This window comes from Cohnella lubricantis (genome assembly GCF_014212015.1).
In the GTDB taxonomy this organism is placed as follows: Bacteria; Bacillota; Bacilli; order Paenibacillales; family Paenibacillaceae; genus Cohnella; species Cohnella lubricantis.
Map to the genome: position 1 here is coordinate 14,235 of NZ_JACJVN010000100.1, position 26,628 is coordinate 40,862.

The following is a 26,628-nucleotide window of genomic DNA, read 5'->3' on the forward strand; positions in this document are numbered from 1 at the left end:
CTTCTGTTACCATCGTTCGCGATGAACGATTCGCTCTTCTTCTATTGTATCACTGTCGGCACTCAAACATTGCGCTCGTAGATCAGCCTGAGCCCTTCAAGCGTCAGCATCTCGTCCACTTCGTCGATCGTCTCCGTCTCATCGGCGATCAGCTTGGCGAGACCCCCGGTCGCGACAACCTTCGGACTCACCTTGTGCTCCTTGCGAATTCGTCCGACGATTCCATCAATCTGCCCGGCATAGCCGAAAATAATCCCGGACTGCATCGCCGCAACCGTATTGCGTCCGATGACATGGCGCGGCTTGCTCAGCTCGACGCGCGGCAGCTTCGACGCCCGCTCGTAGAGCGCTTCGGCGGAGATGCCGATGCCCGGCATGATGACGCCGCCAAGATAAGCGCCGGACGGGTCGATATAATCGAATGTCGTCGCGGTGCCGAAGTCGACGATGATGAGCGGCGCGCCATAACGTTCGATGCCCGCAACGGCGTTCACGATCCGGTCGGCGCCGACTTCCTTCGGATTCTCATAGCGAATGTTCAGCCCCGTCTTGATGCCGGGACCGACGACGAGCGGTTCTCTGCCGACATACTTGCGGAAGAGTCTCTCCAAGGTCGGCATGATCGGAGGCACGACGCAGGATACGATAACGCCTTCGACATCTTCCCGCCGAACGCCGGCAATTTGGAACAGATTGAACAGCATAACGCCATACTCGTCCACCGTAGCGGAACGATTCGTGCTCAGCCGCCAATGCTGCTTCAGCGTCTGGCCTTCGTATAGTCCAAGCACGATGTTGGTGTTCCCGACATCGACGACTAGAATCACACGGGCTCCCCCTCTTTGCGCTCGTTCAGATCGAGGCTGATATCGAGCGCCTGGAACGAATGCGTCAGGCCGCCGACGGAGATGACGTCAACGCCGGTCTGCGCAATCTCGCGCACGCGCTCCAGGCGGATACCGCCGGAAGCTTCAATCACGACATGCGGCGCGATGGCGCGCACGATGGGCGCTGCCTCCTTCATCGCTGCGGGCGGCATGTTGTCGAACATGATGATATCCGCGCCGGATCGGGCTGCCAGTTCTGCCTGCTCCAGCGATTCCACCTCAATCTCGACCTTCATCGTATGAGGCACGCGGCGCTTCGCCGCCGCCAGCGCTTCCGCGATGCCGCCTGCTGCCTTGATATGATTATCTTTGATCAATGCCGCATCATATAAACCGAATCGGTGATTATAAGCGCCGCCGACGCGGACCGCATACTTCTCCAGCGTCCGGTGGCCCGGCGTCGTCTTCCGCGTATCTACGATCCGCGCCGCCGTCCCTTCCACCGCTTCCGCATAAGCGCGGGTGACGGTCGCGATGCCGGACATCCGCTGCAGCAGGTTCAGGGCAAGTCGTTCGCCCGTCAGAATGCTGTGCGTGGAGCCTTGGACGATGGCGAGCACCGTACCTTTCTCGACACGCGTTCCGTCTGTGACCTTCGATTCAATCTCCAGCGCCGGATCGATCACGTCGAACACAAGCCGCATCAGCGGCATGCCGGCGATCACACCCGAAGCCTTCGCGTGGATAATGCCGCGCGAACGGTGATGCTCCGGCACGGTCGCCATCGTCGTGACGTCCCCGCTGCCAATATCTTCTGTGAGCCAGGCGCGAATCTGCTCGCGTACAGCTTCCACTGCAGGACCGCCGATCGTCCAATCGCTCTCTCTCTCAAACATGCCCGACAACCTCCTCGCTAATCGCTCTCTCTCGCTGCATAATGGTATGTTTCCGCCAGTTGGCATCGTCGCGTTCCGGGAAGTCCTCACGATAATGAGCCCCTCTGCTCTCCTCGCGGGACAGCGCAGCCGACGCAACGAGATATGCGCACGTGAGCAAGTTGGCGAACTCCAGCTCTTCCCGCTTCGTCAGGTGCGCGTGGAACAGCGGCATCTGGCGATTCAATTCGTCCATCCCCTTCTGAAGTCCTTGGCCGCTGCGGCGCAAGCCGACATAGCGGACCATCGTCTTCTGCAGCTTCAGCCGGCGTTCGATGATCGCGCCCATCGGCGGATGCGTCCGCGCTTCCACAGGCGAGCTGCCTCTCAGCCGCGCCTTCCCCAGCTTCGGCAGCGCGTTGATCCGATCCACGATGCGCTTGCCGAAGACGAGAGCCTCCGACAGCGAATTGCTCGCCAGCCGATTCGCCCCATGCACGCCGGTCGATGACACTTCCCCGCATGCGAACAACCGCTGAATATTCGTCTCCCCATGCAGGTCCGTCCGCACGCCGCCCATCATATAATGAGCCGCCGGCGCGACCGGAATCCAGTCCGTCGTCATGTCGAGGCCGTAGGTCAAGCAGAACTCATATATCGTCGGAAAACGATGCTTGATCAGCTCGGGCGTCTCGTGCGTGATATCGATATAAACATAGGTCGACTTCGTCGACTCCATCTCGCTCAGAATGGCCCGTGCGACAATGTCGCGCGGAGCCAGCTCCAGCTGTGGATGATAACGGTCCATGAAGCGCTCGCCCTTGATGTTGCGCAGCACCGCACCCTCGCCCCGAACCGCCTCCGAGATCAGAAATCTCGGCGCGCCGGGATAGCAGAGCGACGTCGGGTGGAATTGGTTGAATTCCATATCCCGAACGACCGCGCCCGCGCGGTAAGCCATGGCGACGCCGTCGCCGGTCGCCACATCCGGATTCGTCGTGTAGCGGTACAGCTGGCCGGTGCCGCCGGTGCACAGTATCGTCGCTTGGCCGCGAACGATGACGCGGGAGCCGTCCGGCTTCTGTACGAGCGCGCCGTAGCAGATGCCGTCCTCCGTCAGCAGATCGAGCACGAAGTGGTCGTCCCACAGCTCGATGCCTTGCGGGTTGTCCTTCACCTTCTGCGCGAGCGCGCGGACGATCTCGTAGCCCGTCGCGTCACCGTTCGCATGCAGAATGCGCCTCTGGCTGTGAGCGCCTTCCTTCGTCAGCGCATAATGGCCGTTCTCTTCGTCGAAGTGCGTGCCGTACCCTACCAGCGCGTGGATGCCCTCCGGCCCTTCATGCACCAGCACGCGAACCGCTTCTTCATCGCAAAGCCCGGCCCCGGCGATAAGCGTGTCTTGAAGATGGAACTCCGGCGAGTCCTCGTCCGAGATGACCGCGGCGATGCCGCCTTGCGCATACCGCGTATTGCTGTCGAACAGCGACTTCTTGGTGATCATCAGCACACGGCCCGTTCGGCTGCAGTTCAGCGCGGTATACAGTCCGGCAATGCCGGCGCCGATCACAATAACGTCGGTCTCGATCTCAGGCAGAGCGTCCGGATCGAAATCAACTAGATAACGAGGGATCATACTCGAAGACTCCTCACCATGAGAAAGTAGCGCATGCTACTTCACTTGCAGCATGCGCTCCAGCGACAAACGGGCTTTATTGGCTACGTCTTCCGGCACATAGATCTCCGGCTGCATCGTCTCAAGGGCGCGAACGACCTTCTTGAGATTGTTCACCTTCATGTTCGGGCAGACGAGGAATTTAGAAGCGAAGTGGAACGTCTTATCCGGGCTGTCGAGGCGCAGCTGGTAGCCGGTGCCGTCCTCGGTTCCGACGATGAATTCCTTGCAGTCGGATTCCTTGCAATACTTCAGAATGCCGGTCGTGCTGCCGACGAAGTCCGCCATCTCCACGACCTCCGGACGGCATTCCGGATGAACGACGAACTGGGCGTTCGGGTGCTTCGCGCGCATCTCGACCACGTCCTTGACGGTCAGCATGTCGTGCGTGTTGCAATACCCTTCCCAGATGATCATCTTCTTGTCCGTGAACTGGGAGACATAATGGCCCAGGTTCTTGTCCGGGCACCAAATAATCTCGTCGGCGTCCACCGAATTCACGACCTTGATCGCGTTCGAAGAGGTGCAGCAGATATCCGTCTCTGCCTTGACGTCCGCCGATGAGTTAATGTAGGTGACGACCTTGGCGTCCGGATGCTTCGCCTTCAACTCCCTTAAGCCGTTCGGATTGACCATGTCCGCCATCGGGCAGCCGGCACGCTCGTCGGGAACGAGCACCGTCTTGTTCGGGGCGAGAATCTTCGCGCTCTCTCCCATGAAGTGAACGCCGCAGAAGACGATTACGTCCGCGTCGGTCGCCGCCGCCTTCTGTGCCAGCAGGAAGGAGTCGCCGCGGAAGTCGGCCACTTCCTGGATCTCATCCCGCTGATAGTAGTGGGCGAGAATGATGGCGTTGCGCTCTTTCTTCAACTGCAGGAGCCGCTCGCGCAATTCACGGTTCTGCTCCGCTTTGCGCTCCAAGGCCAATGCTTCCATGATGAGATCTCCTCCATCCGACCGTGCAGCCGGGGTAAGTGTTGGTATATAAGGTCACAATGCCGGTAAAAAAACGGCTGGCTCTCATTAATAGATTGTGAATATTGGCACAAAGGCTAGGGCAAAAAACGATCCCTATGTGAACTTTGTGTTGTCGTTTAACAATAAATTTACACTCGCCGCATGACCCTGTCAATTGATACGAAGCAAAAACGAGGCTAGAACTTTGCGACTATTCGGCTTATTTAATGCCATGTCATCCAGTATGCCAGAAGTCCAACCACTAAGTGCATCCTATACATCTATTTCGTGCCCACCAAGTCGTTCCACGGCAGCTAGTTGCACTATGAACAATTAAATGCGGCAATTCCAGCCCATTTGAGGCTCCTTGCGAGAAAATAAGTGTACGCTATCCAACTAGAGCACGCCAAAGCCCTCTACCCTGCTTAATTAAATGACAATATGCAATTAAACGCAACATGGCGCAATGAGGCGTCCCGCACAACGCACCTTAAAATGGCTTCTCTTAAGGAATTGTTCGCCAATGTACCCTAGAGTGCCGCCCCCTTTTCAAGGGCTCGACTCGCACCAAAGCGCAAAAGAGGCGATCCCTCTTAGCAAGGGACCGCCTCTTCGCGTATGCAGCGCGTGAGCGCTTCTTATTTGTCTTCGTCCGATCCGTCTTCCGGACGCTGATCCGGCGTTGGCGGCACCGGGTCGTTGTCGCGGGTCTGGATGCGCACCTTCACGTTGCCAAGCGTATCGACCGTCGGCTCGAGCGTCGTCGGATCCGTGGCCGTTGCGCCCGGAGCGTCCGATTCGCCGCCTTGGTCTTCCCCTTCGCCATCGCCTTCGATCGAGCCCTTCTCGATCAAGCGCTTGATCTGCTCGAGCTCCAGCGTCTCCTCTTCGAGGAGTGTGTTCGCCAGCAGGTGAACCTCCGCGCTCTTCTCGGTCAGAAGCTTCTTCGCGCGGTCATAGCAAGACTGGATGATCGACTGCATCTCCTGGTCGATCTCATATGCGATCGCGTCGGAGTAGTTCTGCTCATGGCCGAGATCGCGGCCGAGGAACACTTGGCCTTGCGATGCGCCGAACTGCATCGGCCCGAGCTTGTCGCTCATGCCGTATTCCATGATCATGCTGCGCACGATCCCCGTCGCTTGCTTGAAGTCGCTGTAGGCGCCGGTGCCGATCTCGCCGATGAACAGCTCTTCGGCGACGCGGCCGGCCAGCAGTCCCGTGACCTTATCCAGCAGTTCTTGCTTCGTGACCAGCATGCGGTCTTCCTTCGGCAGCATGATGACATATCCGCCGGCGCGGCCGCGCGGGATAATCGTCACCTTGTGCACCATGTCGGCGTGCTCGAGGAAGTAGCCGACGACCGTGTGGCCGGATTCGTGGTAAGCCACAATCCGCTTCTCGCGATCGCTAATGACGCGGCTCTTCTTCTCCGTGCCGACGATGACGCGGTCGATCGCTTCGTCGACTTCCTGCATCGCGATGTCCTTCTTGTTCCGGCGAGCGGCCAAGAGGGCGGCTTCGTTCAACAGGTTCTCCAGATCGGCGCCGGTGAAGCCGGTCGTTCGCTTCGCGATCGTATCGAGCTTAACATCTCTGTTCAGCGGCTTGTTGCGAGCGTGAACCTTCAGCACTGCTTCGCGGCCCTTCACATCCGGACGGTCAACCGTAATCTGACGGTCGAAGCGTCCCGGGCGCAGCAGCGCCGGGTCGAGAATGTCCGGACGGTTGGTCGCCGCGACGATGATGATGCCTTCGTTCGCGCCGAAGCCGTCCATCTCGACGAGCAATTGGTTCAGCGTCTGCTCGCGCTCGTCGTGTCCGCCGCCGAGGCCTGCGCCCCGCTGACGGCCGACGGCGTCGATCTCGTCGATGAAGATAATGCAAGGCGCGTTCTTCTTCGCGTTCTCGAACAGGTCGCGAACGCGGGAAGCGCCGACGCCGACGAACATCTCGACGAAGTCTGAACCTGAGATGCTAAAGAACGGCACGCCGGCTTCGCCTGCTACGGCGCGGGCCAGCAGCGTCTTACCCGTACCCGGAGGTCCTACGAGCAGAACGCCCTTCGGAATGCGGGCGCCGAGCGCGGCGAACTTGCGCGGATCCTTCAAGAACTCGACCACTTCGACGAGCTCCTGCTTCTCCTCGTCGGCGCCGGCGACGTCTTCGAAGGTGATCCGCTTCTTCTCTTCATTATAAAGACGGGCGCGGCTCTTGCCGAAGTTCATGACCTTGCCGCCGCCGCCTTGTGCCTGATTAATCAGGAAGAAGAACAAAATGAACATGATCACGAACGGGATAATCGATGTCAGGAACGTCAGCCAGAAGCTCTCGCCCTTCATCTTCAGAACTTCAAACTGCACTCCATGATTGACAGCCGTATCCTTAAAATCATTAACGACGGAGTCAGTCGGCAACAAACGTCCGACGAAGGCGTCGCTCTTCTGGTTAGCCGGCTTCTCGTCTTCCTTATAATGGCCGGTTACCAAATATGAACCGCTGTCGGGCTGCAAGGTGAGGTCCTTGACCTTATCTTGCTGCACAATCGCAACCAGTTGGTTGAAATTCAATTGCTCCGTCGTATCGCCTTGTCTAATGAAGAACTGTACGATACCGACGGTCACCAAAAATATAAGCAAATAAAAGCCTGTGTTGCGGATGATCCGATTCATCCCTGACCTCCTCCCGACACGCTTACATCATTTTACCATAGCCTGTCTTGGCATCACAATAAGAACGAAGCCGTCAGCGGGACCGGCGTCAGTTCGAGTAAATCTCCGGCTTCAGCACGCCGACGAACGGCAGATTGCGGTATCTCTCGGCGTAATCCAGCCCGTAGCCGACGATGAATGCGTCCGGAATGACGAATCCCGTATAATCGGCGTTCAGATCGACCGTCCGGCGTCCCGGCTTGTCGAACAGAGCGACGACATGCACGGACTTCGCGTTGCGGCGCTCGAGCACATCAATGATATAGCTGAGCGTCAAGCCGCTGTCGATAATATCCTCAACGATGAGGACGTCTCTGCCTTCGACGGAAGTGTCCAGATCCTTGATGATCTTCACTTCGCCCGAGGAACGGGTCGAGTTCCCGTAGCTGGACACCGCCATGAAGTCGAGCGCGATCGGAACCGTAATGTTCTTCGACAGGTCGGCCATAAAAATAAAGGCGCCCTTCAGCACGCAAATAACGAGCGGGTTGCGCCCTTCGTAGTCGCGGCTGATGGCTGCACCCAATTCACGGACCTTAGCTTGAATTGTCTCTTCTGAGTAGAATACTTCTTGAATGTCTTTCAGCAACGAGAGGACCTCCCAGTCCGAATTAATAAAACGGTATGATAACTTCAGTTGGAACATGCCGCCGTTGTGCCTGTTTAAGCTTCAGAATCTCTAGTCACCTTCACGTGAACCGCCATCCGGCCCGCCATCGGCAAGGCATGCCGTGATCGTCTCATGCCGGGAATCCACAGGACGGTTCCCGCCGCGTCCGTCAGCAGCGGCACCTTGTCCCTGATCGACCTCGGCACTTTGGCGTCAACGAACATATCTTGCACTTTTTTGGAGCCGTTTAATCCATGGGGATCAAGTCGATCTCCGGGCCTGCGGTTCCGCACGGCAAGCGGAAATCGCAGCGCCTCTTCGTCCAGATAGATCTCCCAGGGCGATTCAAGCGAAGAACCGTCAAAGTCGTCCGCCCGTCGAAAAAGGAAGGAGGCTTCCGCCTCCCGGACGATGATCTCGAAGTCCGGACCGGGCACCGCATACTCGAAAGGCGAAGCATCCGGACGCTGCGGCCCGATGTACGCCTGATCGTATTCGCGGACACATACCCATCCGGCTCCGATATCGATTCTGGCCGCAGCAGGCTTCACCGCGGCGATTGCCGACGCTGCCTCCTCCACCCGTTCATAATCCCAGAAGGCGCAGGCCGGCGCAGCATAGTTCAATATTAGTTTAATCAATCTTCGTTGTAAAGCGGCGTGAAGGCGGCGGAACCGCTTGGCGTCCAGCGTCCAGCCTTCCCCCGAGCGTACGGCCGTCTCTTCTAACGCCTCTCGAACCTTTGCTTCCATATAATCATCTTCGATAGCCGCGATCTCGCTTAGCCGGAGAAGGGAGGTCCTCACACCCGGATTGTAGCTCTCGAGCGCAGGCAGCAGATCGAGCCGAATCGCATTGCGCGTGTAATGGCGGTCAGCGTTGCTGCTATCGAAGGCGTACGGAATCGAATGGCGGTCGGCATATTCCAGAAGCTCGCATTTGGTTATACGCAGCAAGGGCCGGATCAGTTCCAAATCATTCTCGGTTCGCTTGGCGGGAATGCCGGCCAATCCGCCGATACCCGAACCTCGAAGCAGGCGCATCAGTACCGTCTCCGCTTGGTCGTCGGCATGATGGCCGAGCGCAATCGTCTGAGCATGGTGACGGCGAGCGACTTGACGCAGGAACGCGTACCTTTTCTCCCGGGCCGCTTCTTGGGGGTTCATTCCCGTCTCCGCGATATATCCCGGCACATCGATGGCCGCCGTCTCGCAGCCGACTCCCCATTCCGCCGCCACTCGCTTCACGAGCTCTTCTTCGGCATCCGCCTCCGCCCCGCGGAACCGATGGTTCACATGCGCGGCGACCACGCGGAAGCCTTCTTCCTCAGCCATCGTCTTCAGCAGATGGAGAAGCACCATGGAATCCGGGCCGCCGGAGACGCCGGCGACGACCGTCTGCCCTTCGTCGCGCCAGCTCTCTCCCTCCGTCCAGCCCTGCATCCTGCGCAGCAGCTCGTCCATTCCCTCTCCCCCTTGCCGATTGAATTAACTCAGGAACCAGAGCGCGGCCGCCGATACGCACAGCGCCGCGGACAAGACGAAGAGCCCCGCCATCCAGCCGGGGACTCCATGTCCCCGATCGGCGCGGGCTCTCGCTCCCGAGGCTTGCCGCACGTTGCTGCTCCAAGCCTCGCATGCTTCCTCCGAGTCGCTGAAGCGGCCGAAGAACGCCCTCTCCATCCAAGGCGCCATCGGCCGAAGCGACGCGTTCGTCCGCACCAGCTCCAGCAGCTCGCGCGGATGGCGATTCTGCGGCAGCAGCGTGCGCGTCAGACGAATGAGCCGTTCGCTGTCCATGACGTGAATCCACAGTACCGCGACAGCGAACCAGTCATAAGCCGGATCGGCCGTCCGGCTGCCGGCTCCCCAATAGCCGCGATCGTAGATCTCCGTGAACTGGCGGACGCTGCGTCCCGGCACCGTCATGCCGCCATAATCGACCAGCGCGACCCGGCCGTAGCCGCTCACCAGCACGTTATCGTTCTTCACGTCGCCGAACACCCAGCCGGCTTCGTGCAGCTCCGCGAGACGCCGAAGCAGCCGGTAGCCGATGACGCCGAGCCAGTCCTCTCCATGCTCGCGCAGATAGCTGCGAACCGACATGCCGGGAACATACTGCATGACGTAGAAGGACAACTCGTGCCCTTCCGCCGCCGCATCGTCCACATCCAGCAAGAACGGCGGACGCCCGCGCCTGCGCTCGCGCTTGTCAAGCGAGGCGAGCACGTTCGCTTCCGCCTGCAGGTCCGCTGCATCCGTTCCGATCTTGAGCGCGTAGACGCTGCGCCCGCTGAATGCCAAGTACACTTGGCCGTTGGCGCCGGCACCGAGCAGCTTCTCCAGCTGGTATCGCTTGCCGTTCCACTTGCCCGCCAGCACTGTGCCCGGCGGCAGCCGTATCTCAGACAACGTAATCACTCCGACGCCCGTCTATATCATCCCGCTTCTTCAGCGGAGACCTCTCTTCTTCCTGTTTGATTCTACCACAAGTCTCGAGGTAGAACCCAATAACCTGCATGATCGCCGGTCCCGTCGGCGTCGTGCCCCGCATGCGAAGCTTGCCGAACAGCGCTTCGATCCGGCCGGGCGAATCTGTCCAAGAGCAGTCCATGACGCAGGGCTCGCGATCCGAATCTCCTGGAAAATGAAAGACCGCGACGGAGCTCTCACCCTTCCTCGCCTGCAAGCTCAGCGTCAGGTCGCGGATCGCCTCCGCTACCGCCGCAAGCTTCGGCTTCATGCTGGCGCTCGCGTCGATGAGCAGCGCCACGCGCAACGGCGCCGTCTCGGTCAGATCCTCCATCACCTCGACGACGTCCGCCCGCTTGGCGGGCGGCAGCGCCGCGACGGACTCGACGCCGAACAGCTGGCGCAGCTCCTGATTGACGGCTTGGCGAATCGTGCCGACCACGGTCTGACGCGTCATCATCTGCACCGTCTGGGATAGCTGCCTCGATGCGACGATGCGGCTCATGCCGCCGCCCGCTCGCGCGATCTCCTCAATCTCGGCCGCGCCATGCTCGCCGATACTGCCTTCGTCGACGACGCCGGCCACATTGACGACGATCCCCTCCGCGAGGGCTTGCGCCGCTGCGACAACAGGACTCTCGCCCACATTGGAGCCCCCGTCGGTAATGAGCAAAATTTGATTCATTGCGATTCACGCTCCTTATTCTCTCGACTCTATCAGCAGTGTCGCCAATAGTAGGGAGAATTAACCGTCATCGCATCTGCGTCAGGAGCGCGCTGTCACAGAATTGACGGCTATATTGTCTATCTGATCGGCAACATCCTCGCTGCTTCCGGACGAAGCCGCCGAGCGCAGCGAGATGATCTCGTACGCGTTCCTCGTCTTGCTCGAGAAGCTCGGCTGCGATTATAAGGAGATCGCCTCGCTCATAGGCAAGAGCGAGGCGAATTGCCGGCAGCTCTACAGCCGATCCAAGCGGCAGCTGGCGGGCGATCCGGCCGTTCTTTGGCAAGTCCAGCCGGAACGCGAACGGAGCCTGGCCAACCGGTTCGCGGAAGCGTTCAGCGCCGGACGAACAGAGGAGCTGGTGCGGCTATTGACCGAAGACGCGGTCATGATGACCGACGGCGGAGGCAAGGTGCATGCCGCCATCAATCCGATCTATGGAAGGGCGCGCTCGCTGGCCATGCTCGGCGCCATGGCCAAACGATCGATGCGGGGCGCTAGGTTCGAGGAGACGCCGTTCGCGGGCGGCATAGGTCTCGCCGTATGGCGCGAGAACGGTTCGTCGCGTTTATGTGCTTTGATTGGAACGGCGCGGAAGAGCCGCTTCGCCGTATTTACACGATTTTCAACCCGGATAAGCTGGAGCGCATTCGACCGCTGCTCCTTCAGTCGTAGAAGCCTTGCTCCTTCGCATAGTTGCCCCAGTGCGGCCGGGCGCCGTCAACGTCCTGGATGCCATACTCGTCCGACAATCCCCAGGACGTGAAGACGCCGCCCGTCTTGGCCGCAAGCTGCGGGTCGGTAGATAGAGCTGCGAGGCCGCGTGCCATATAGTAAGGCGTCTCCGACATGATGAAGTGCGGCTCCTGCTTCACGGCTTCCCGCCAATTCGCCTCGGTCACGCCGAAGTGATCCAGCATCTCTTCCGAACGGAGAAAGCCCGGGCTGACGGCGATCGCTGTCACGCCATGCGGCTTCAGATCGGCGGCCATCGATTGAGCCAGGTGGATCGCGGATATTTTCGCCAGACTATAATAGAGGTTGCCTCTGTAGCGGTAATCCCAGCCATCCGTCACTTCAACGATCAGCCCCTCTTGGCGGCGGACCATGAGCGGGGCCGCGTAATAGCTCGTAATCATGTGCGACCACACCGCGCGGCGCTGGACTGCAAAGCCGTCGCTGAGGTCATGTTCCCAGAAAGTTCTGCCCCATTCGACCAGCTTCTCGCAGCCCCACACATCGTTCACCGCCATGTCCAGCCGCCCGTTCTGCTCGTCGGCTACCCGTTCGAACAGCGCCTTCACCTGTACCTCGTCAGTATGATCCGTGCGAACCGCAATGCCCCGTCCGCCGGCTGCCGTCACCCGCTCCGCCGTCTCCTCAATCGTCTCCGGACGCCCGATATCGGACGGCTCGCCTCGAACGCTCCTTCCCGTGACATACACAATCGCTCCCGCTTCTCCTAGCGTGACGGCAATCGCCCTGCCCAATCCGCGGGTCGCTCCGGCTACGACAGCTACTCGGCCTTCCAATGTTCTCACGATCGATCTGCCTCCTATCATGAAGTTCCATTCGCCTCATCATACCCGTGGAATCCGGACAGCTGCTGTCTTATTTCCATGCTACAATGAGGATAATTTCGATCAAGCGGAGTTTGGAGGGAGAATTGGCATGCGCGGAGAGCGGCTGATCGCGATTCTGCTTCATCTTCAGGCGAACGGACAGGCAACGGCAAGGGAGCTGGCGGAGCGGCTTGAGGTGTCCGAACGCACGATTCAGCGCGACCTGGAAGCATTAAGCGCCAGCGGTATTCCTGTATATGCACAGCGCGGAGCGAAGGGGGGCTGGGTGCTCCCCGCCGGTTACCGTTCCAAGCTGACGGGGATGACCGTCGGCGAGATCAGCTCGCTGCTGCTGCTCCAGTCGTCCAGCGTCGTTCGGGACTTGGAGCTGGAGAGCGATGCGGGTCGCGCGATGACGAAGCTGCTATCCGCGCTGCCGTCGGACAAGCGGGCGGAAGCTGAATTCGTCCGACGGCACCTGCACATTGACGGCGCCGGGTGGCATGCGCCGAAGCAGCCCGCGCCGTGGCTGCCCGTTGTGCAGCAAGCGGTATGGGAGAGCCGGAAGCTGCGCATCCGCTATGCGTCCCGGAGCGAGGAATCGGCAGGCGCAGCGGTTAGGCTGGTCAGCCCGTGGGGATTGGTGGCGAAGCAGCAGACCTGGTATTTCGTCGCCGCGCTGGAGGAGAGCGAAGCCGCCGAAGACGGGGGCGATGCAAGCCGGGATGGAGCGCGCCGAGATGTTGAGAGCCAGGCCGCCGAGAGTCGGGATGAGGAGCGCCGAGAACCTCCGGAGCGGGAGCTTCGCACGTTCCGCGTGTCCAGGCTGATGGATGCCGAGTTGACAGGTGAGCGGTTTGAGATACCTCCGGCGTTCGACTTGGCAGTCTGGTGGGAAGCTTCCACCGCCCGCTTCAAGGAGACGCTGCCGCGTTACCCGGCGCAAGTGCGAGTACGGCTGCATGCGTGGGAACGATTCGCGGCAGAACGGTATGTTCGGATATCGAATTGGAACCCGGAGGAAGGCGATTGGGTGATTGCCAATGCCCAATTCCATACGCTGGAGTCGGCTAGAGATCTGCTTCTCGGCTACGGGCCGGACGTGCGCGCGATCCAGCCGGCACCGCTGGTTCGATCGATTCGGCAGGCGGCGGCGGATCTCTTGAAGCTATACGAGCCAGATAACGAAGCTTAGGGTGAAAATGCAAATCGGAACCGCGAATGGGCGGTTCCGATCGATCATTGCGGCGCGCGCTATATAATGATGACGAGCGAAGCGTTGGAATGGCCCGGGCGGCATCCAGTCAGACAGGAACCCGCTGTATGTCGGACAGCGCTTTGTTCCTCTCCCCGATGATGGCGGCTAGCTGCCTCCAAGCTTGCCGTTCGGATTGAGCTCCCGAAGGGAGAATTTTTTTATGGGACACCCCCTATAATCTAATCATTCGCCTCCTTCCGCGCATGTGAATGAGATTCTCGTCTTCCGCAGCCTTATGGGCCTCTCGCCGACGCCGGTGCTTGCCGCATGTCAGCTCACCGTCCTTGGCCGTTCGAATCGTCCTGCCCCAGGCCAGCGGAAAGCGGCCCATTCCGGCTGGTGGCGTGTAATACGGGTGGCGATCACCGTCATGTCGTCGCGGATGCCGCCCCCGGGATATTGTCTAAGCGCCATATCGAGCAAGCTGTCGGCTACCTCCTGCGGATCGTCGCTGTCGATCTCCTGCAGCACGCGCTTCACCCACTGCTCCTTGTTCACCGCGTGGTCCGGCGCATCCAGTATGCCGTCGGTCATCATGACTAGTATATCGCCCTGCCGCAGCTCGATCTGCAGCACGTCGATCTCGATATCCTCCACAATGCCGATCGGCAGGTTGCTGGCGTCGACAGGGATGACCTCCCGCCCGCGCTTGATGAAGCTCGGCGTCGACCCGATCTTCAGCAGCGTCGCCTGCCCGGTATACAGGTCGATGAGCGCCATGTCCACGGTGGCGAACATCTCCTCAGGCGAGCGCAGCAGCAAGACGGAGTTCACCGACTTCACAGCCAACCGTTCGTCGATGCCGGATTGCAGCAGCTGCTCCAGCATGGATAAGGCGGCGCTGCTCTCCATGCGCGCCCTTGCCCCGTTGCCCATGCCATCGCTGAGCGACACCGCGAATTTGCCGTTGCCGAGCTCCACCATGCCGAAGCTGTCGCCGGACAGCCAGTCGCCGTCCTTGGCTGCTCCGGCAATGCCGGTGTCGACCTCGAACGCCTTCGCCGAGCCGAACGTGACCGACGTGAGGTAGCCCGGATGGTTCATCGATCTCTCGCCTACGACGGAGACGGTCTCGCCGAGGATGTCGCTGAGCAAAGGCGCGATCACCTTGCGGCATTCGTCGAAGCCGGGCCGGAACGCGTGAACGATCTCGATCTCCACATGCCCCTCCTCGAGGCTGACGATATCAATGCTCTGAATCGCCAACCCGAGTCGATCGAGCTCTCCCCGGATCTGCTCCTCCTGCCGGCTCATCTCCTTGGCCTCCCGGCGAATCTCCTTCACGAGATCGTCCATGACCTGCGATACGCCATGCAGCTGATCGGCGACCAGCAGCCTGCTGTCTTGGATCTGGCGGCGCCAGACCTGATCGTGGCGGTACAAGTCATATTGCCGCTTCAGCACGTCCAGCACCTGCGGCGTCTTCACGCAGTGGCGATTCCATGATTTAGGGATCTTGGACGGGGTCATGTCCGGCTCGGCCTCCACGGCGCTCATCATGTCTGTCAGCAGTTTGTACGTCTGGAAGAACTGTCCGTCCCAGCATTGGTTGTACCGATGGCAGCTCGAGCAGTTCTTCTCGTGTACCGCGCTCACGAAATGATCGAAGTCCTGCGTCTGCCTCGCATTCTCTCCGGCATAGGTGATCTGGCGGAAGCTGCGCGACAGCTGGCGGAATACTTCGGAGAACTTCTCCACCCGCTCCGCGGTCAGGTCCCGCACTTTCTTGGCGTAATCATGCTGGCTATGGGCATAATCCGATGTGCCCGGCACATATCTTGCTATATAGCGAATCAGCGACTTGGGTGTCGCGAACAGCAAGACGGCTGCCGCGACAGAGGCCCAAGCTGAATTCAGCGTCTCCTCCGCGGTGCCAGAATACAGTGCAAGGACAGAAGTGCCGAGCAGCATGCCGAACATCGCTGCAGCTTTGCCGCCTTCGCGGATGAGGCCTGCCAGCAGCCCGCCGAAGGCGAGCAGGCCGATCTGCGATACTGCGCTTAGATCAGACAAGCTAAGCACCATGCCGGCCACGACGCCCGCCGCCGCGCCCATCAGCGGGCCCGCAGCGAGAGCGAAGAGCAGCACGATGAATCGGGACAGGACATTCTCGAGCGCTACGCCTTGAACGCTCCAGCCCACGAACCCCGTCATGATAGAGGCCACTAGAATGAGCGCGCCGATCCATTCCTCGTGCCGGAGCTTCGTCTTGCTCGCGGTTCGCGACAGCACCGGCATGGCATGCAAGAATAATAAAGTGAGAACGGCGGACAATCCGGCTTCTACGAAGGTAAGCACGTAGGGCAGCCACTCCGTTCGCTCCATCATCACCGTGTGGAATAGCCGCACGAGCAGGGTAGCGGTGAAGACGACGATCGGCGCTTGCGAGAGGTCGGCTCGTTCGTACAGCTCTAGCCCTTTGTACAACAGATAGATAATGACGATCTCGGCGCCTATGACCAGCGGCGCCGGATCGGACGACAAGAGGCTGCCGCCGACAAGCGCAACGGCGGCCCACAACGCGTGCTCCCGCCGGACATACAGCACGACGGCGAAGAAGGCGGCGGCGAACGGCGTCAGCCCTTCCAGCATGACAGCTCGTCCGAGCAGGAATCCGACCAGCATGATGACGAGGAGCCACATCTTCGAATGTGCCAGCTCGCTCCAGCGCGCCCATACGGCTCTCCAGCCCTCGGCTTGTCTGCGTTCTCGCGCATCCTTCGAAGATCTTCTTCGTCGGAACCATCGCCTCGTCTTGATCGGCTCCTGGGGTGGCTGTTCGCGCTGGGGACGCGGCACGAAGGGAATGACGGAAGGCTTTACCATTGAACGAGCACCTCGATTTCCTAAAGAGTGTGCCTCTTATTATAGGAGCGGGGTTTTATGAAGTTTGTCAGAAGGCGGTGGCGTCGCCAAAGTTTTTTCCGACAGTTCCCACGGCCGGCCGGCGACGGTATTCGGGAAGGGGGGCGAACCCGCGCCGCTCTAAGGGAACACATGCTGCGAAGCCAGCTGTTCGTCTGCCGGCGGACCGCCGTGCCGGAACGGAAAACGCGGTCATCCGACAGCGTCTCCCGCAGCGCCTGACGCCCTGGATTGCGCGCAATTGCCGGATGAACGCGAAACCCGCTACGGAATCGCAAAAACTTTTTTTCTAAACAAAAAACCGGACCCCCTAAGGGTCCGGCTGTATAAGCCTGCAGTTCGACGCGGTTGTTGCCTGTTTACGAACGGCGTCCGCCGCGTCCGCCGCGTTTGGATTCGGTATTCTTCTTCAGGTTGGACATGCGTTCTTCGCTGTCCCTGAGGAACCTGGACATCTTGTCCTCGAACGTCACTCGGCCTGGACCGCCCGGCTTGAATGGCCGGCCGCCGCGATCGCCGCGTGGTCCGCGAGGCGGGTACTGCTGCTGCTGCTGTTGCGCTTCCGGAGGTTTGTCAACAGCTTGGCGAATCGACAGCCCGATCTTACCGTCTTTGTCTACGTTAATTACCTTGACGGTAACGACGTCATTGATCTTCAAATGCTCATGAACGTCCTTGACATAGCTGTCCGCAATCTCGGATATGTGAACGAGGCCCGTTACGCCCCCCGATAAATCCACAAACGCTCCGAAATGCGTGATGCCAGTGACTTTGCCCTCCAATTTGGAGCCCACTTCAATGGCCATAAAAACCGCTGTTCCTCCCTGAACAAATAAGTGTGCCGAGCAGTGTATAAGTCCGGCTATGCCGATTATAACCGATATTAAAAAGCAAGGTCAACAGACGTTCATCCCCGTCAGAGCGGGCGTTGAACTGAATATGGAACTTATTTGCCCACTTGGATCGGCATCTCGCCCGGCAGTCCCATTCCCTGCTCCTTGCGGGCAATCTGGCCAATATACTCCGGATCGTTGAGCCGCTGGATCTCTTCCTGCAACGATTGGTTCTTCTGCTGCGCATCGAGCAGCTTGCTCTTCACTTCGCTCAGCTGGCTGATGCGCTCGGCCGTATGATGCTGCTGCGTTATTAACGTATAACCTGCCCAACCCATGAACAAGACAACCACGATCAGCAGCAGCTTCAAGCGTCTGCGCGCGCCGACTGACGGCGGCGTTGCCGCACTCGTATGCGTTGGCATAGCTGAAGCCCCCTCTGTCCGATAGTCTTGTCCCATCGCCAAAAAATGGGTAAGAAACGGATTAATTATAGCATACTCTATTCATCCGTAATATCCTTCTTTTGATACATTCGCAAGAGAAAAATGTCGAATGGGCTAGGGCTTTCGCTTGAATACGTCGCGAATCGCCCGCCATTTGTCCCGGACGGCATGGACAAAGTCCCGGACAGGGCGCAGCGCCCTCCGCACCGGAAGCAGCAGCTGCCAGATCCACCTGCCAAGCTTGCCCAGCGGCTTGGCCAGAAGCTTGCCGATCCAGAGGATCAAGGCCGCGATAACAACGAAGACGACATCCGCCAGCCGTGCGAGCGCCTTCACGATCCAGAGGATCGGGACGATCAGCACGGTCCGGATGATCCGCCAGATGAAGAGGCATATGCTCTGGCCGATGCGGAACAGCCGGGAGATCGCCTTGATCGCAGTCGGGCTGATCAACCCGAAGTAGCCTGTGATCCCGATCGCGATCCCGAGAAATACGTACAGTCTGACCTCTCCGAAATTGTGATGCAGAAGCGCCCGGAACACGTACATCGTCGCTGCCGCCCAATAGACGACGTCGAATCCCGGGAGCATCCAGCGCCTGACCGAGAACCGATGGCAGGCGACGCGGTACACGTCGAACGCCATGCCCATGGCAAGGCCGCATAGGATCATGGTTCCGATCGTGGCGAAGTGCATTTGGGCGTTCACTTGAACAGCTTCCCGAACAGGCCTTTGGACTTGGTGGCGGCAGCGTTCCCGTCCAGATAGACGAGCGAATGAATAAGCCCTTCGATGGTGACCATGCCCTGCTCCAAGCTCAGGTTCTTCATGTGCAGGTTCTGCCCCCGCACAGTTAGGAATCCGAATTCCGTCTCCAGCAGAAATTCTTCGTTGTCAAAGCTCTCCACATTGTTCACGCCGGAGATATCCATCACCTTGCGGTTGAGCAAGTGTATTTCCTGCCGCTTCGCGCTCCGCCCTTGGTCCATGGCACGTCCCCTCCCTTTTGAGACTAGCTTATGGGAGGGGGTTCGGAATTAGAACTGGCGCTAGAAAACGAATGATTGCCGCATTCACCCGCTCCGGCTGCTCCGATGTCAAGCAATGCGAAGCATTCGGGATTAATGCAGCCGCAATGCCGGAGGAGGATGCCGCACGGATAACCTCGCCGCCGTCATAGATGACTTCCTCTTCTCCCACGATGACCATCGTTCTGGGGAGACGAGCCCGCTCGGCCGCTCCGAGAACGGCGGGGACGGCCCGGAGCCAGAAGATTCCGCCCTGGAAGCCTCGAATGAATTGCTCCTTCATGATCGGATGCGGCTCGTTGCCCGGCGCATGGCACCATTGCAAGAGTCCCGCAATCCGGCCCCGGCTCCGCAGAAGCAGCGCTGGATACATCTTGATGAAGAACTTGATCCTGACTCTCGCGAGGGTGGCGACCGGCGCGAGCAAGACAAGCGACTGGCAGCGCTCGGGATATGCCGCCGCGAATTCGGCTGCCAGCCACCCTCCCATGGAATGTCCGGCGATGAACGGACTTCCCAGCCGAAGAGCGTCGAACAGCTCCTTGATCCATTCGACGCAATCCTGCTTCGTCTTAAGCGGCCGCATCGGCTCGCTTCTCCCGAAGTCGCCTAGCGAGTCAACGGCATAGAGCCGGAAGCGCTTCGCGAGCTCGGCGACGTTGGGATACCACATCGTGGAACTGGCGCCCATACCATGGAACAGGACAAGCGGCGGGGCGTCCTCCGGCCCGGCGACGATGACATGCGTCCGTCCATGGCTCGTCTCCGCGCTGCGTTCTTCATAGGGAATCGGCCACAGCCCCATCGCCGCTTCGTATGCGGCTAGATAGCGCTGTCGGTCCCGATCCGATCGATACATTCTCTTCATGACGACAACCCTTCCTCCTCTTCGATTCGGTTTGATTCTATAGAAGAAGAAGGGGGTCAAAAAAGGTTATAGATGCCGGCAGAATTTTCGCCTTTCTCATTGTTGATACCAGATGGCGTCGAAGTCGACCCAGCCTCTGGCATTGATCCTGACACCTTGGAGCGAACGGTCATATATCGTCCAGACCGCCTTCGTCGCCAGGACGACGCAGGAGTTCGACTCCAGCAATGTCCGCTCCACGGCGTCCCGCCAACGGTCTTCAGCTTGATCCCCCGCATCCGCGAGGAAGGCGTTCGTGAGCCGATCCACTTCAGCCGCTGTCTTCTCGCTGAGGGAGCTGCGAAGGAAGCTGCGATCGGATTGCCAATATTCGAGCAGCCGAATCGGGCCTTCGCTGAGCACGGCTTCGAACAAGATCATGTCGGCTCCGGCGATCGTCTGCGGTTCGATCAATTCGCTTAACGTAACGATATGAACCGTGATTCGGATGCCAATAGACGCATATTGCGCTTGAAGCCAATAGGCGTCCGGCTCGTGCCGGCCGAAGGTGAAGAGATGCAGTTCCTGCCCGTCATACGCGGCATGGCGTAGAACCTCGCGCGCCTCTTCCGGCCGGAAGCGCAAGTCTTCTCCGGCTTCGGGAAGCCCCAGATGGAAGCCGTTCGCCGGATAAGCCCGCGGCTCGCCGAGCTCATCGACCAGCTTCCTGCGGTCGATGCCGCAGGCAAGCGCCTTGCGAAGGCCGGATTGTTGGAGCGGACCGTCCTTCTTCAAATTCAGCGTCATCGTTAACACCCCGGTGACGGTCTGCGCAAGTGGAAATTCAGGCGTTGACGGCGCCTCGAATTCTCCCGTCACCACCGTCAATACGCCCGGGCTTGTCCCGAAGCAAGCCTCCGCTTCGTTCTCGGGGACGATGATGATCTCGATTCGGTCCATCATGCCGCGATAGCCGAAGTAGGAAGAGAACGCCTCAAGCACACATTTGCCCGCATGCCGCTCGGCGACTCGATACGGCCCGGAGCCGACAGGCAGCGGGAGAGGCTCCGTCTCCGATTCGGCAAGCGCTCTCGCCGGAACGATCGAGGCGGCGGTGTGGCTCATGTACAGGAGGAAGCAGCGAATCGGCGCAGCCAGCGCGATCTTGACCCGATATCGCGAGAGGATCTCGATCTCCCGGATGCCATCCGTTAGCCAGCTATGCGCGAAGGCGCCGCGGCGCAACCGCAGCAGGCTCGCCTTCACATCCTCCGCCGTCAGTTCCTGCCCATCGTGGAATAGGACGCCCTTGCGCAAGTCGAAGATCCACTCCGTCGCATCTTCGTTCGGCGTCCAGCAGTACGAGACTGCTGGCGAGAATTGGCCGGTCGACGCGTCATATTCCACCAGCCGGCTATAGATCTGCTGGATTAAGTGGGAATCGAACGAGTATACCGCCTCAGCGGGATCAAGCGAGACGATCTCCCGATAGATCGGAAGACGCAGCATCTCGACGACGCGGTCTCCGGGCTCCTCCTCCGACTTGAATCCAAAGTAGCCTGCCAGCCACTCTTGGAACTGCGGCCTGACCGCAGCCAACTGTTCGTTCGCTCTCAGCCAATCGAACGCGCTTTGAACGTCTCCGCGCCTAACCCTCTCCTGCGCTTCGGACAGGATAATAGCTGCGGAAGACAAGAGGAAGACAAGCTCCGATCGATGCCCCCGCCCCCTCCCGGAGACGAAGCGCACCCAGTTCAGCTCGATCCACTTCTTGATGATCAGCTTCGCGTTCTTCGGCGTGCAGAACAAGACGTTCGCGACGTCCTCCATCGATACGCCGAAGGCTTCGCCTTCCCGATAGTCCGGGAAGGCCGATCGAAGCGCCAAATAATCCTCCGAGACTCGCACACCGCCACCGCCTTCTCCGCCAAAAGTCGAATATTTCACGCAATTGTTTTCCCTTTTTCCGATGCTGAACCGTTCCTACAATCAGACTATCACAGCAAAGGACTGATTCGTATGAGAAATAGCTTCTCGATTCTATTATTTAGCATTCTATCGATGAACATCGGCAACAAGATCTATGAGCTCGTGCTTCCCCTGCTCGTCTACGACCTCTCGCACTCCTCCGTATCGATGGCCTCGATGCGTACGGCGGAGCTGCTGCCGAACTTCTTCTTCGCCATCCTGATCGGCGTCGTCGTCGACCGCGTCGATCGGAAGCGGTGGGCGTTGTGGATGGTAGGGTTACAAGCCTGCCTGCTCGTTGTACTGGGTCTGCTGTTCAAGACCGATTATCTGCACCTGATGATCTACAATATTATCGGCTTCCTGCTGATGACGTTTAACTACGGCTTCTTCAATGTGCAGGTGAGCCTGATTAAGCAGACTGCCGCGCCTTCGATGCTCACGCAAGCGAACGCCAAAGTGAGCTTCATTGAGACGTTCATCAGCATTATGGGGCCAGCGCTGGCCGGCATTCTCTTCCTCTTCTCGGATACGTCGGACGGGCTCTTCGTGACGGCGCTGCTATTCCTGCTCGCCCTTGCCGCGATCTCGAGGCTGCCGGCAGGGAACCGGGAAGAAGCCGCGGCTCGCCAATCGACGAGCCTCATGGGCGACCTTCTGGAGGGCTGGCGCGCGTTCGTTCAGAACCGGCTCCTGCGCAGCGTGACCATCTTCGTCATGTTCACCAATTGCTCGATCACGGTCGTGCAGACGTGCCTCATCTTCTACGCTAAAGACCGACTGCAGCTGTCTTCCTCGGCGCTGGCCTTGACTCTCGCGGCGGCGGGAATCGGCGGGCTTCTGGGCAGCGCAGTCGTCAGCAAGATTCGAACCCGGATCGGATTAGGGCAAATCTACGGGATCTCCGTGCTGATCCACGGGCTGTCGTCCGGATTGCTGGCGCTCTCTTCGTCGATAGCCGTCTTCGTGGCTGCGCTTGTCCTTAGCGGCTTCGCGGTCGCCTTGCACGGCGTATCGGTCTATACCTTGCGGCACGAGCAGACCCCGTCGCATCTGATGGGCCGGATGGCCGGCATCACCGGAACGATCTTCCGCATCGGCATGCCGATTACCGTGTACTTGTCCGGCTGGGTCATCGAGGCCTGGGGGACCGGCGTTATTTTCGCAGGGGCGGCGGTGTGGAATTTGATCTTCCTGTTGCTGGTCGTCCGTTCGAGGGTGTGGACGGCGGCTTAGAGAGGAGCGTGAACTTATGCATCGATCCATTCGCTTGCTGCAGATTGGAGATGATACCTTGGAATACGCCGTTGTTGGCACAGGCGCGCCGGTATTGCTGTTCCACGGCGGGCATTCGAGCTGTCATGAGGAGTTCGGTTATCCGGCTTTATTGGCCGCAGGGTATTGCGTCATCACGCCTTCCCGCGCAGGATACGGCCGCACTTCACAGGCAGCGGATCTGCGGGAAGCCTGCAGGTTGTACCGATCGTTATTGGATCATCTGGCTGTCGAACAAGCGCACGTCATTGCCGTCTCGGCAGGAGGGCCGACTGGCATCGCGTTCTGTTCCATGTATCCCGAATGCGTGGCGAGTCTTACGCTTCAGTGCGCAGTTACTAAGCCGTGGCTGGCTCCCGAGGATGGACAGTACCGAATGGCCAAGCGCTTATTCAAGCCCGAGACGGAGAGAAGAACGTGGAAGTTGCTGGCGGCGATGAATAACGCCATGCCTAAGCTGACTTTGCGAATGATGGCGTCTTCCTTCTCCAGCCTTCCTTATTCTGAGATTAGGGAGCATCTGGACGATCAGGCGTTCGAGCTGTTCCGCCGAATGAACAATCGGCAGCGCTCCTATGCCGGGTTCTCGATCGACTTGGTTCAAACCCAAGAGGACTATGCGGCGGAGCTGTCAGCTATCCAGGCGCCAACGTTCATTATGCATAGCCGATTCGACCGATCGGTGCCGCTAAGCCACCCGGAGCATGCCAACAGGCTAATCCCGCGTTCGGAGACGTGTATCCTAGACTCGTGGGGGCATCTCATATGGATCGGCAGGCATGCCGCGGAGTATGACAATGCGCTTCTCGCTTTCCTATCAAGGCAGGAAGGTTTGCCTCGAATTCAGTAAGCTTGTTCGGGGGTCATACGTATAATTCGTCCCGATCACCGTGTATCCTTGTCCAACCTCGCGAATCCGTTCGAAACAAAGAAACCCGCCTCCACAGGCGGGTCAGGCTGCCGAGAAAGTCTCGACGATGATCCAATTAGTCTGTACCTTCAGCTTCATGCTTTAGCGGAAGCTGGTTCCGTTATCTCGACGCAGGTACGTACATATCGATGCAATAGAGGAACGCTGTTCCGCTATTCGCCACATTCTGACAAGTACCCAACCTGAAGCGCGGAAATAACGGAATGCTGTTCCGGTATCGCGCAGAGTATATGCTGCAGTTCGCCAATAACGGAACCGCGTTCCGTTATTGCAGTCTAGAGAGCCTCCACAGGCGGGCCTCCAAATCAGCTTGTCACGGAAACGTCGTATCGGTCTTGCGCGTCTCTTCCTTCAGGATCGTGTACATGCCCTCCGCGTCTTCCTTGCGCGCGGAATCGGTCGTCCTCTCCACCTTGACGGTCAGCGTGCGCTGGCCGAATTGGACCTCGAGGACGTCGCCGGGCTTCACATCGCTCCCGGGCTTCGCCTCCCTACCGTTGAGAAGGACGCGCCCTTGATCGGACACGTCCTTCGCTACGGTGCGGCGCTTGATAAGACGCGACACCTTCAGGTATTTATCAAGACGCATGAATTACTTAACAGCTTCCTTCAGCTTGTTGCCAGCTTTGAACGCCGGAACCTTGGAAGCAGCGATGTTGATCGTCTTGCCCGTCTGCGGGTTGCGGCCAACGCGGCCGGAACGGCTGCGAGTCTCGAACGTGCCGAAGCCGATCAGTTGAACTTTGTCGCCTTTAGCCAGAGCGTCGGATACTTCGCCCAGGAAGCCGTTCAATACGGACTCGACGTCTTTCTTCGTCAGGCCGCTCTTGTCTGCGATGCTGTTGATCAGGTCAGTCTTGTTCATAATCAAGTATTCCTCCTAAAATGATATTCCGATTTGGGTTGGTCTCCTAAGCCATTGAGGCGCATGGAGCCGGGTTTAATCTTGCACGAAGAATAGTATTCTGCCCTCTGTTAAAAAAATCCTGCCTGCGCAGCAAAAAAAATCTCGAAAAATGATGAAAAACCTAAGTTTATGCGGATATCGCCCCTCTCGCCTTAGTTTGAGCGCTTGGCAGACCGCCATAAATCTTCCATCTCTGTTAGATCAGTCTCGTCAAGAGAGCGTCCTTTTATACGTAATTGCTCTTCGATATAACGGAATCGGGAGGCGAATTTGCGGTTCGTTCCGGCGAGCGCTTCCTCCGGATCGGCCTTGATGAATCTAGCGGCGTTCGCCGCCGCGAACAGCAAATCTCCCAATTCTTCCTTCTGCCGTTCGGGAGATTCCTCCTTCACCGCTTGCTTCAGCTCGGCGAGCTCTTCCTCGATCTTGTCGAAGACGCCGTCCACATCCGGCCAGTCGAAGCCGACCGACGCCGCCTTCTTCTGGATCTTGTACGCGCGCGGGAGAGCTGGCAGATCCTTCGGGATGCCGTCGAGCAGCGACTGTCGCTCGGGAACGCCCTTGCGGCGCTTCTCCTCGGCCTTCATGGCTTCCCAGCTGCGCAGCGCTTCCTCCGCATCCTGCGCGTTCTCGCCGCCGAAGACATGGGGATGTCTGAAAATCAGTTTGTCGTGGAGCTCGGCAAGCACGTCGAACACGTCGAACGTCCCTTCCTCTTCCTCCATCTGGCTATGCAGGAGCACTTGGAGGATGACGTCGCCGAACTCCTCTCTCATGTTGTCCGGATCGTCATTGTCGAGCGCCTCGATCGCTTCGAACGTCTCTTCGATGAAGTTCTTGCGGATGGACGCATGCGTCTGCGCCCGGTCCCACGGGCAGCCGCCGGGGCTGCGCAGAATGGAGACGATCTCGTGCAGCCGCTCGAACGAGCGCCGGCGCAGCCGATCGTCGGCGCTCGCCGGCACATAGACAAGCGTCAGATTGCCGTAGGCGTCCTGGCGGTCCAGCTCATGCAGCGGAATCGTCAAGACGCGCTCCTCCCCCGCCACGCCGAGCGCTTGGCCGAGGACGACGGGGTGGTCGTCGGGGTAGACGTTCATGAGCGCCAGCTTCACGTCGGAAGCGGTGAACGCGTCGTACACTTGTCCGATGACGGTCTGGAGGCGCGGGCGCAGATGCTCGCGGCTAAGCTCGGAAGCGTCCAGCAGCTGGAAGCCTTCGATCGGATCGAAGCCGAGACGGACGAACGCCTGATCGAGAAAACTTTCTCCGCCGAGCGTCCGCACCGCCACGCCCCGCTCCGGAGCCTGCTTGCGCAGCAGCTGAACCGTGCGCTCCGCTACCATCGGATGGCCGGGGACGGCGTAGACGACTTCTCGGCCGTCGTTGTCGAGTGCGATTCCGATAAGCTTGTCCGCGATCGCTTCATAGACTTGCTCGAAGTCGTCCATTGCTTCATAGATTGCGTCGAAAGGCTCGAAGACGATGCCTCTTCGGGCAAGGTCGGCGATCGCGGGGTGCTCAGCCGTACGGGCGAAGCGCAGCTCCGCTTGCTCAAGCGTCTTCAGGATTCCGAGCGTTAATTGGTCTTCGCCGCCGGACCCGAGTCCGACGATCGTAATGGAGCTTGGCATAGCACTCATCCTTCCGGAGTGGATTGATCGGCAGCGCTCTGCGCGGCAGAGCCTGAGACGCGGCTAGCCGCTGCGGCGGGGCCGGCGGCAGGCGCGTTGGCGGGGCTGGCGCGCGGAGCGCAGGAGCCGACGCCTTGGCGCTGCGCTCGCGGCGCGAGGCGCAGGAGCAGGCGGTCGGCGGCGGATCCGCCGCCGAGGCCGGGCAGCGCGCGCCACTGGCG

The 26,628-nt window shown here is 59.5% G+C and carries 24 protein-coding genes; 4 read left to right on the forward strand and 20 right to left on the reverse strand.

The window, feature by feature from the left end:
• Positions 1-62: 62 nt before the first annotated feature.
• From H4Q31_RS20640 to H4Q31_RS20680, 9 genes are all read right to left on the reverse strand, one after another.
• Positions 63-827: a type III pantothenate kinase gene (locus H4Q31_RS20640; protein ID WP_185180954.1), complete on the reverse strand. Its 765-nt coding sequence runs from the start codon at positions 825-827 to the stop codon at positions 63-65.
• Complete coding sequence (gene nadC / locus H4Q31_RS20645; protein ID WP_185180955.1) at positions 824-1,723, reverse strand: carboxylating nicotinate-nucleotide diphosphorylase; 900 nt, start codon at positions 1,721-1,723, stop codon at positions 824-826. The genes H4Q31_RS20640 and nadC overlap by 4 nt, the downstream gene beginning before the upstream one ends.
• Positions 1,716-3,338 (reverse strand): L-aspartate oxidase, encoded by a 1,623-nt coding sequence (gene nadB, locus H4Q31_RS20650; protein ID WP_185180956.1) that lies wholly within the window; start codon positions 3,336-3,338, stop codon positions 1,716-1,718. The genes nadC and nadB overlap by 8 nt, the downstream gene beginning before the upstream one ends.
• Positions 3,339-3,374: 36 nt before the next feature.
• Positions 3,375-4,313: a quinolinate synthase NadA gene (gene nadA, locus H4Q31_RS20655; protein ID WP_185180957.1), complete on the reverse strand. Its 939-nt coding sequence runs from the start codon at positions 4,311-4,313 to the stop codon at positions 3,375-3,377.
• A gap of 659 nt (positions 4,314-4,972) precedes the next feature.
• Positions 4,973-7,006 carry an ATP-dependent zinc metalloprotease FtsH gene (gene ftsH / locus H4Q31_RS20660; RefSeq protein WP_185180958.1) on the reverse strand — a complete coding sequence of 678 codons (2,034 nt, stop codon included), beginning with the start codon at positions 7,004-7,006 and terminating at the stop codon, positions 4,973-4,975.
• An 88-nt stretch (positions 7,007-7,094) separates the two neighbouring features.
• Complete coding sequence (gene hpt, locus H4Q31_RS20665; RefSeq protein ID WP_185180959.1) at positions 7,095-7,634, reverse strand: hypoxanthine phosphoribosyltransferase; 540 nt, start codon at positions 7,632-7,634, stop codon at positions 7,095-7,097.
• 74 nt (positions 7,635-7,708) lie between these two features.
• Positions 7,709-9,118: a tRNA lysidine(34) synthetase TilS gene (gene tilS, locus H4Q31_RS20670; protein ID WP_185180960.1), complete on the reverse strand. Its 1,410-nt coding sequence runs from the start codon at positions 9,116-9,118 to the stop codon at positions 7,709-7,711.
• 24 nt (positions 9,119-9,142) lie between these two features.
• Positions 9,143-10,075, reverse strand: coding sequence for a protein kinase domain-containing protein (locus tag H4Q31_RS20675; protein ID WP_311771778.1), 933 nt, complete (start codon positions 10,073-10,075; stop codon positions 9,143-9,145).
• Positions 10,059-10,811: a vWA domain-containing protein gene (locus tag H4Q31_RS20680; protein ID WP_185180961.1), complete on the reverse strand. Its 753-nt coding sequence runs from the start codon at positions 10,809-10,811 to the stop codon at positions 10,059-10,061. Before H4Q31_RS20680 ends, H4Q31_RS20675 begins: the two co-directional genes overlap by 17 nt.
• Positions 10,812-10,986: 175 nt before the next feature.
• Between H4Q31_RS20680 and H4Q31_RS20685 the strand changes: the two genes are divergently transcribed.
• Entirely contained in the window at positions 10,987-11,619 is a 633-nt protein-coding gene (locus H4Q31_RS20685) for a sigma-70 family RNA polymerase sigma factor family protein (RefSeq protein ID WP_185180962.1), read from the forward strand.
• Here the strand turns inward: H4Q31_RS20685 and H4Q31_RS20690 are convergent.
• Complete coding sequence (locus H4Q31_RS20690; protein ID WP_221626930.1) at positions 11,519-12,415, reverse strand: SDR family oxidoreductase; 897 nt, start codon at positions 12,413-12,415, stop codon at positions 11,519-11,521. The genes H4Q31_RS20685 and H4Q31_RS20690 overlap by 101 nt on opposite strands.
• Positions 12,416-12,524: 109 nt before the next feature.
• On the opposite strand from H4Q31_RS20690, the gene H4Q31_RS20695 reads away from it, so the two are divergent.
• On the forward strand, positions 12,525-13,610 hold the full coding sequence (locus H4Q31_RS20695; RefSeq protein ID WP_185180964.1) for a helix-turn-helix transcriptional regulator: 1,086 nt from the start codon (positions 12,525-12,527) through the stop codon (positions 13,608-13,610).
• 333 nt (positions 13,611-13,943) lie between these two features.
• Here H4Q31_RS20695 and spoIIE read toward each other — a convergent pair whose 3' ends face one another.
• The 7 genes from spoIIE to H4Q31_RS20730 all read right to left on the reverse strand — a co-directional run bounded on the left by spoIIE (position 13,944) and on the right by H4Q31_RS20730 (position 21,600).
• A complete protein-coding gene (gene spoIIE, locus H4Q31_RS20700) occupies positions 13,944-16,499 on the reverse strand; it encodes a stage II sporulation protein E (protein WP_185180965.1) in 2,556 nt (851 codons plus the stop codon).
• A 398-nt stretch (positions 16,500-16,897) separates the two neighbouring features.
• Positions 16,898-17,344, reverse strand: coding sequence for a S1 domain-containing RNA-binding protein (locus H4Q31_RS20705; protein ID WP_185180966.1), 447 nt, complete (start codon positions 17,342-17,344; stop codon positions 16,898-16,900).
• A gap of 140 nt (positions 17,345-17,484) precedes the next feature.
• Positions 17,485-17,796: an FtsB family cell division protein gene (locus H4Q31_RS20710; protein ID WP_185180967.1), complete on the reverse strand. Its 312-nt coding sequence runs from the start codon at positions 17,794-17,796 to the stop codon at positions 17,485-17,487.
• Positions 17,797-17,931: 135 nt separating this feature from the next.
• Positions 17,932-18,525: a spore cortex biosynthesis protein YabQ gene (yabQ, locus tag H4Q31_RS20715; RefSeq protein ID WP_185180968.1), complete on the reverse strand. Its 594-nt coding sequence runs from the start codon at positions 18,523-18,525 to the stop codon at positions 17,932-17,934.
• The gene (gene yabP, locus H4Q31_RS20720; protein ID WP_185180969.1) at positions 18,522-18,806 is read right to left on the reverse strand and encodes a sporulation protein YabP; all 285 of its coding nucleotides are present in this window, start codon (positions 18,804-18,806) and stop codon (positions 18,522-18,524) included. The genes yabQ and yabP overlap by 4 nt, the downstream gene beginning before the upstream one ends.
• Positions 18,807-18,834: 28 nt before the next feature.
• A complete protein-coding gene (locus H4Q31_RS20725) occupies positions 18,835-19,713 on the reverse strand; it encodes an alpha/beta fold hydrolase (RefSeq protein ID WP_185180970.1) in 879 nt (292 codons plus the stop codon).
• A gap of 96 nt (positions 19,714-19,809) precedes the next feature.
• Positions 19,810-21,600 carry an ABC transporter substrate-binding protein gene (locus H4Q31_RS20730; protein ID WP_185180971.1) on the reverse strand — a complete coding sequence of 597 codons (1,791 nt, stop codon included), beginning with the start codon at positions 21,598-21,600 and terminating at the stop codon, positions 19,810-19,812.
• Positions 21,601-21,711: 111 nt separating this feature from the next.
• On the opposite strand from H4Q31_RS20730, the gene H4Q31_RS20735 reads away from it, so the two are divergent.
• Positions 21,712-22,896 carry an MFS transporter gene (locus tag H4Q31_RS20735; protein ID WP_185180972.1) on the forward strand — a complete coding sequence of 395 codons (1,185 nt, stop codon included), beginning with the start codon at positions 21,712-21,714 and terminating at the stop codon, positions 22,894-22,896.
• A 16-nt stretch (positions 22,897-22,912) separates the two neighbouring features.
• A complete protein-coding gene (locus H4Q31_RS20740; RefSeq protein WP_185180973.1) occupies positions 22,913-23,785 on the forward strand; it encodes an alpha/beta fold hydrolase in 873 nt (290 codons plus the stop codon).
• A gap of 394 nt (positions 23,786-24,179) precedes the next feature.
• On the opposite strand, the gene H4Q31_RS20745 is transcribed toward H4Q31_RS20740, so the two are convergent.
• From H4Q31_RS20745 to yabN, 3 genes are all read right to left on the reverse strand, one after another.
• Positions 24,180-24,455: an RNA-binding S4 domain-containing protein gene (locus H4Q31_RS20745; protein ID WP_185180974.1), complete on the reverse strand. Its 276-nt coding sequence runs from the start codon at positions 24,453-24,455 to the stop codon at positions 24,180-24,182.
• A 3-nt stretch (positions 24,456-24,458) separates the two neighbouring features.
• Positions 24,459-24,731: a non-specific DNA-binding protein Hbs gene (gene hbs / locus H4Q31_RS20750; RefSeq protein WP_185180975.1), complete on the reverse strand. Its 273-nt coding sequence runs from the start codon at positions 24,729-24,731 to the stop codon at positions 24,459-24,461.
• 194 nt (positions 24,732-24,925) lie between these two features.
• On the reverse strand, positions 24,926-26,407 hold the full coding sequence (gene yabN / locus H4Q31_RS20755) for a bifunctional methyltransferase/pyrophosphohydrolase YabN (protein WP_185180976.1): 1,482 nt from the start codon (positions 26,405-26,407) through the stop codon (positions 24,926-24,928).
• Positions 26,408-26,628: the final 221 nt, after the last annotated feature.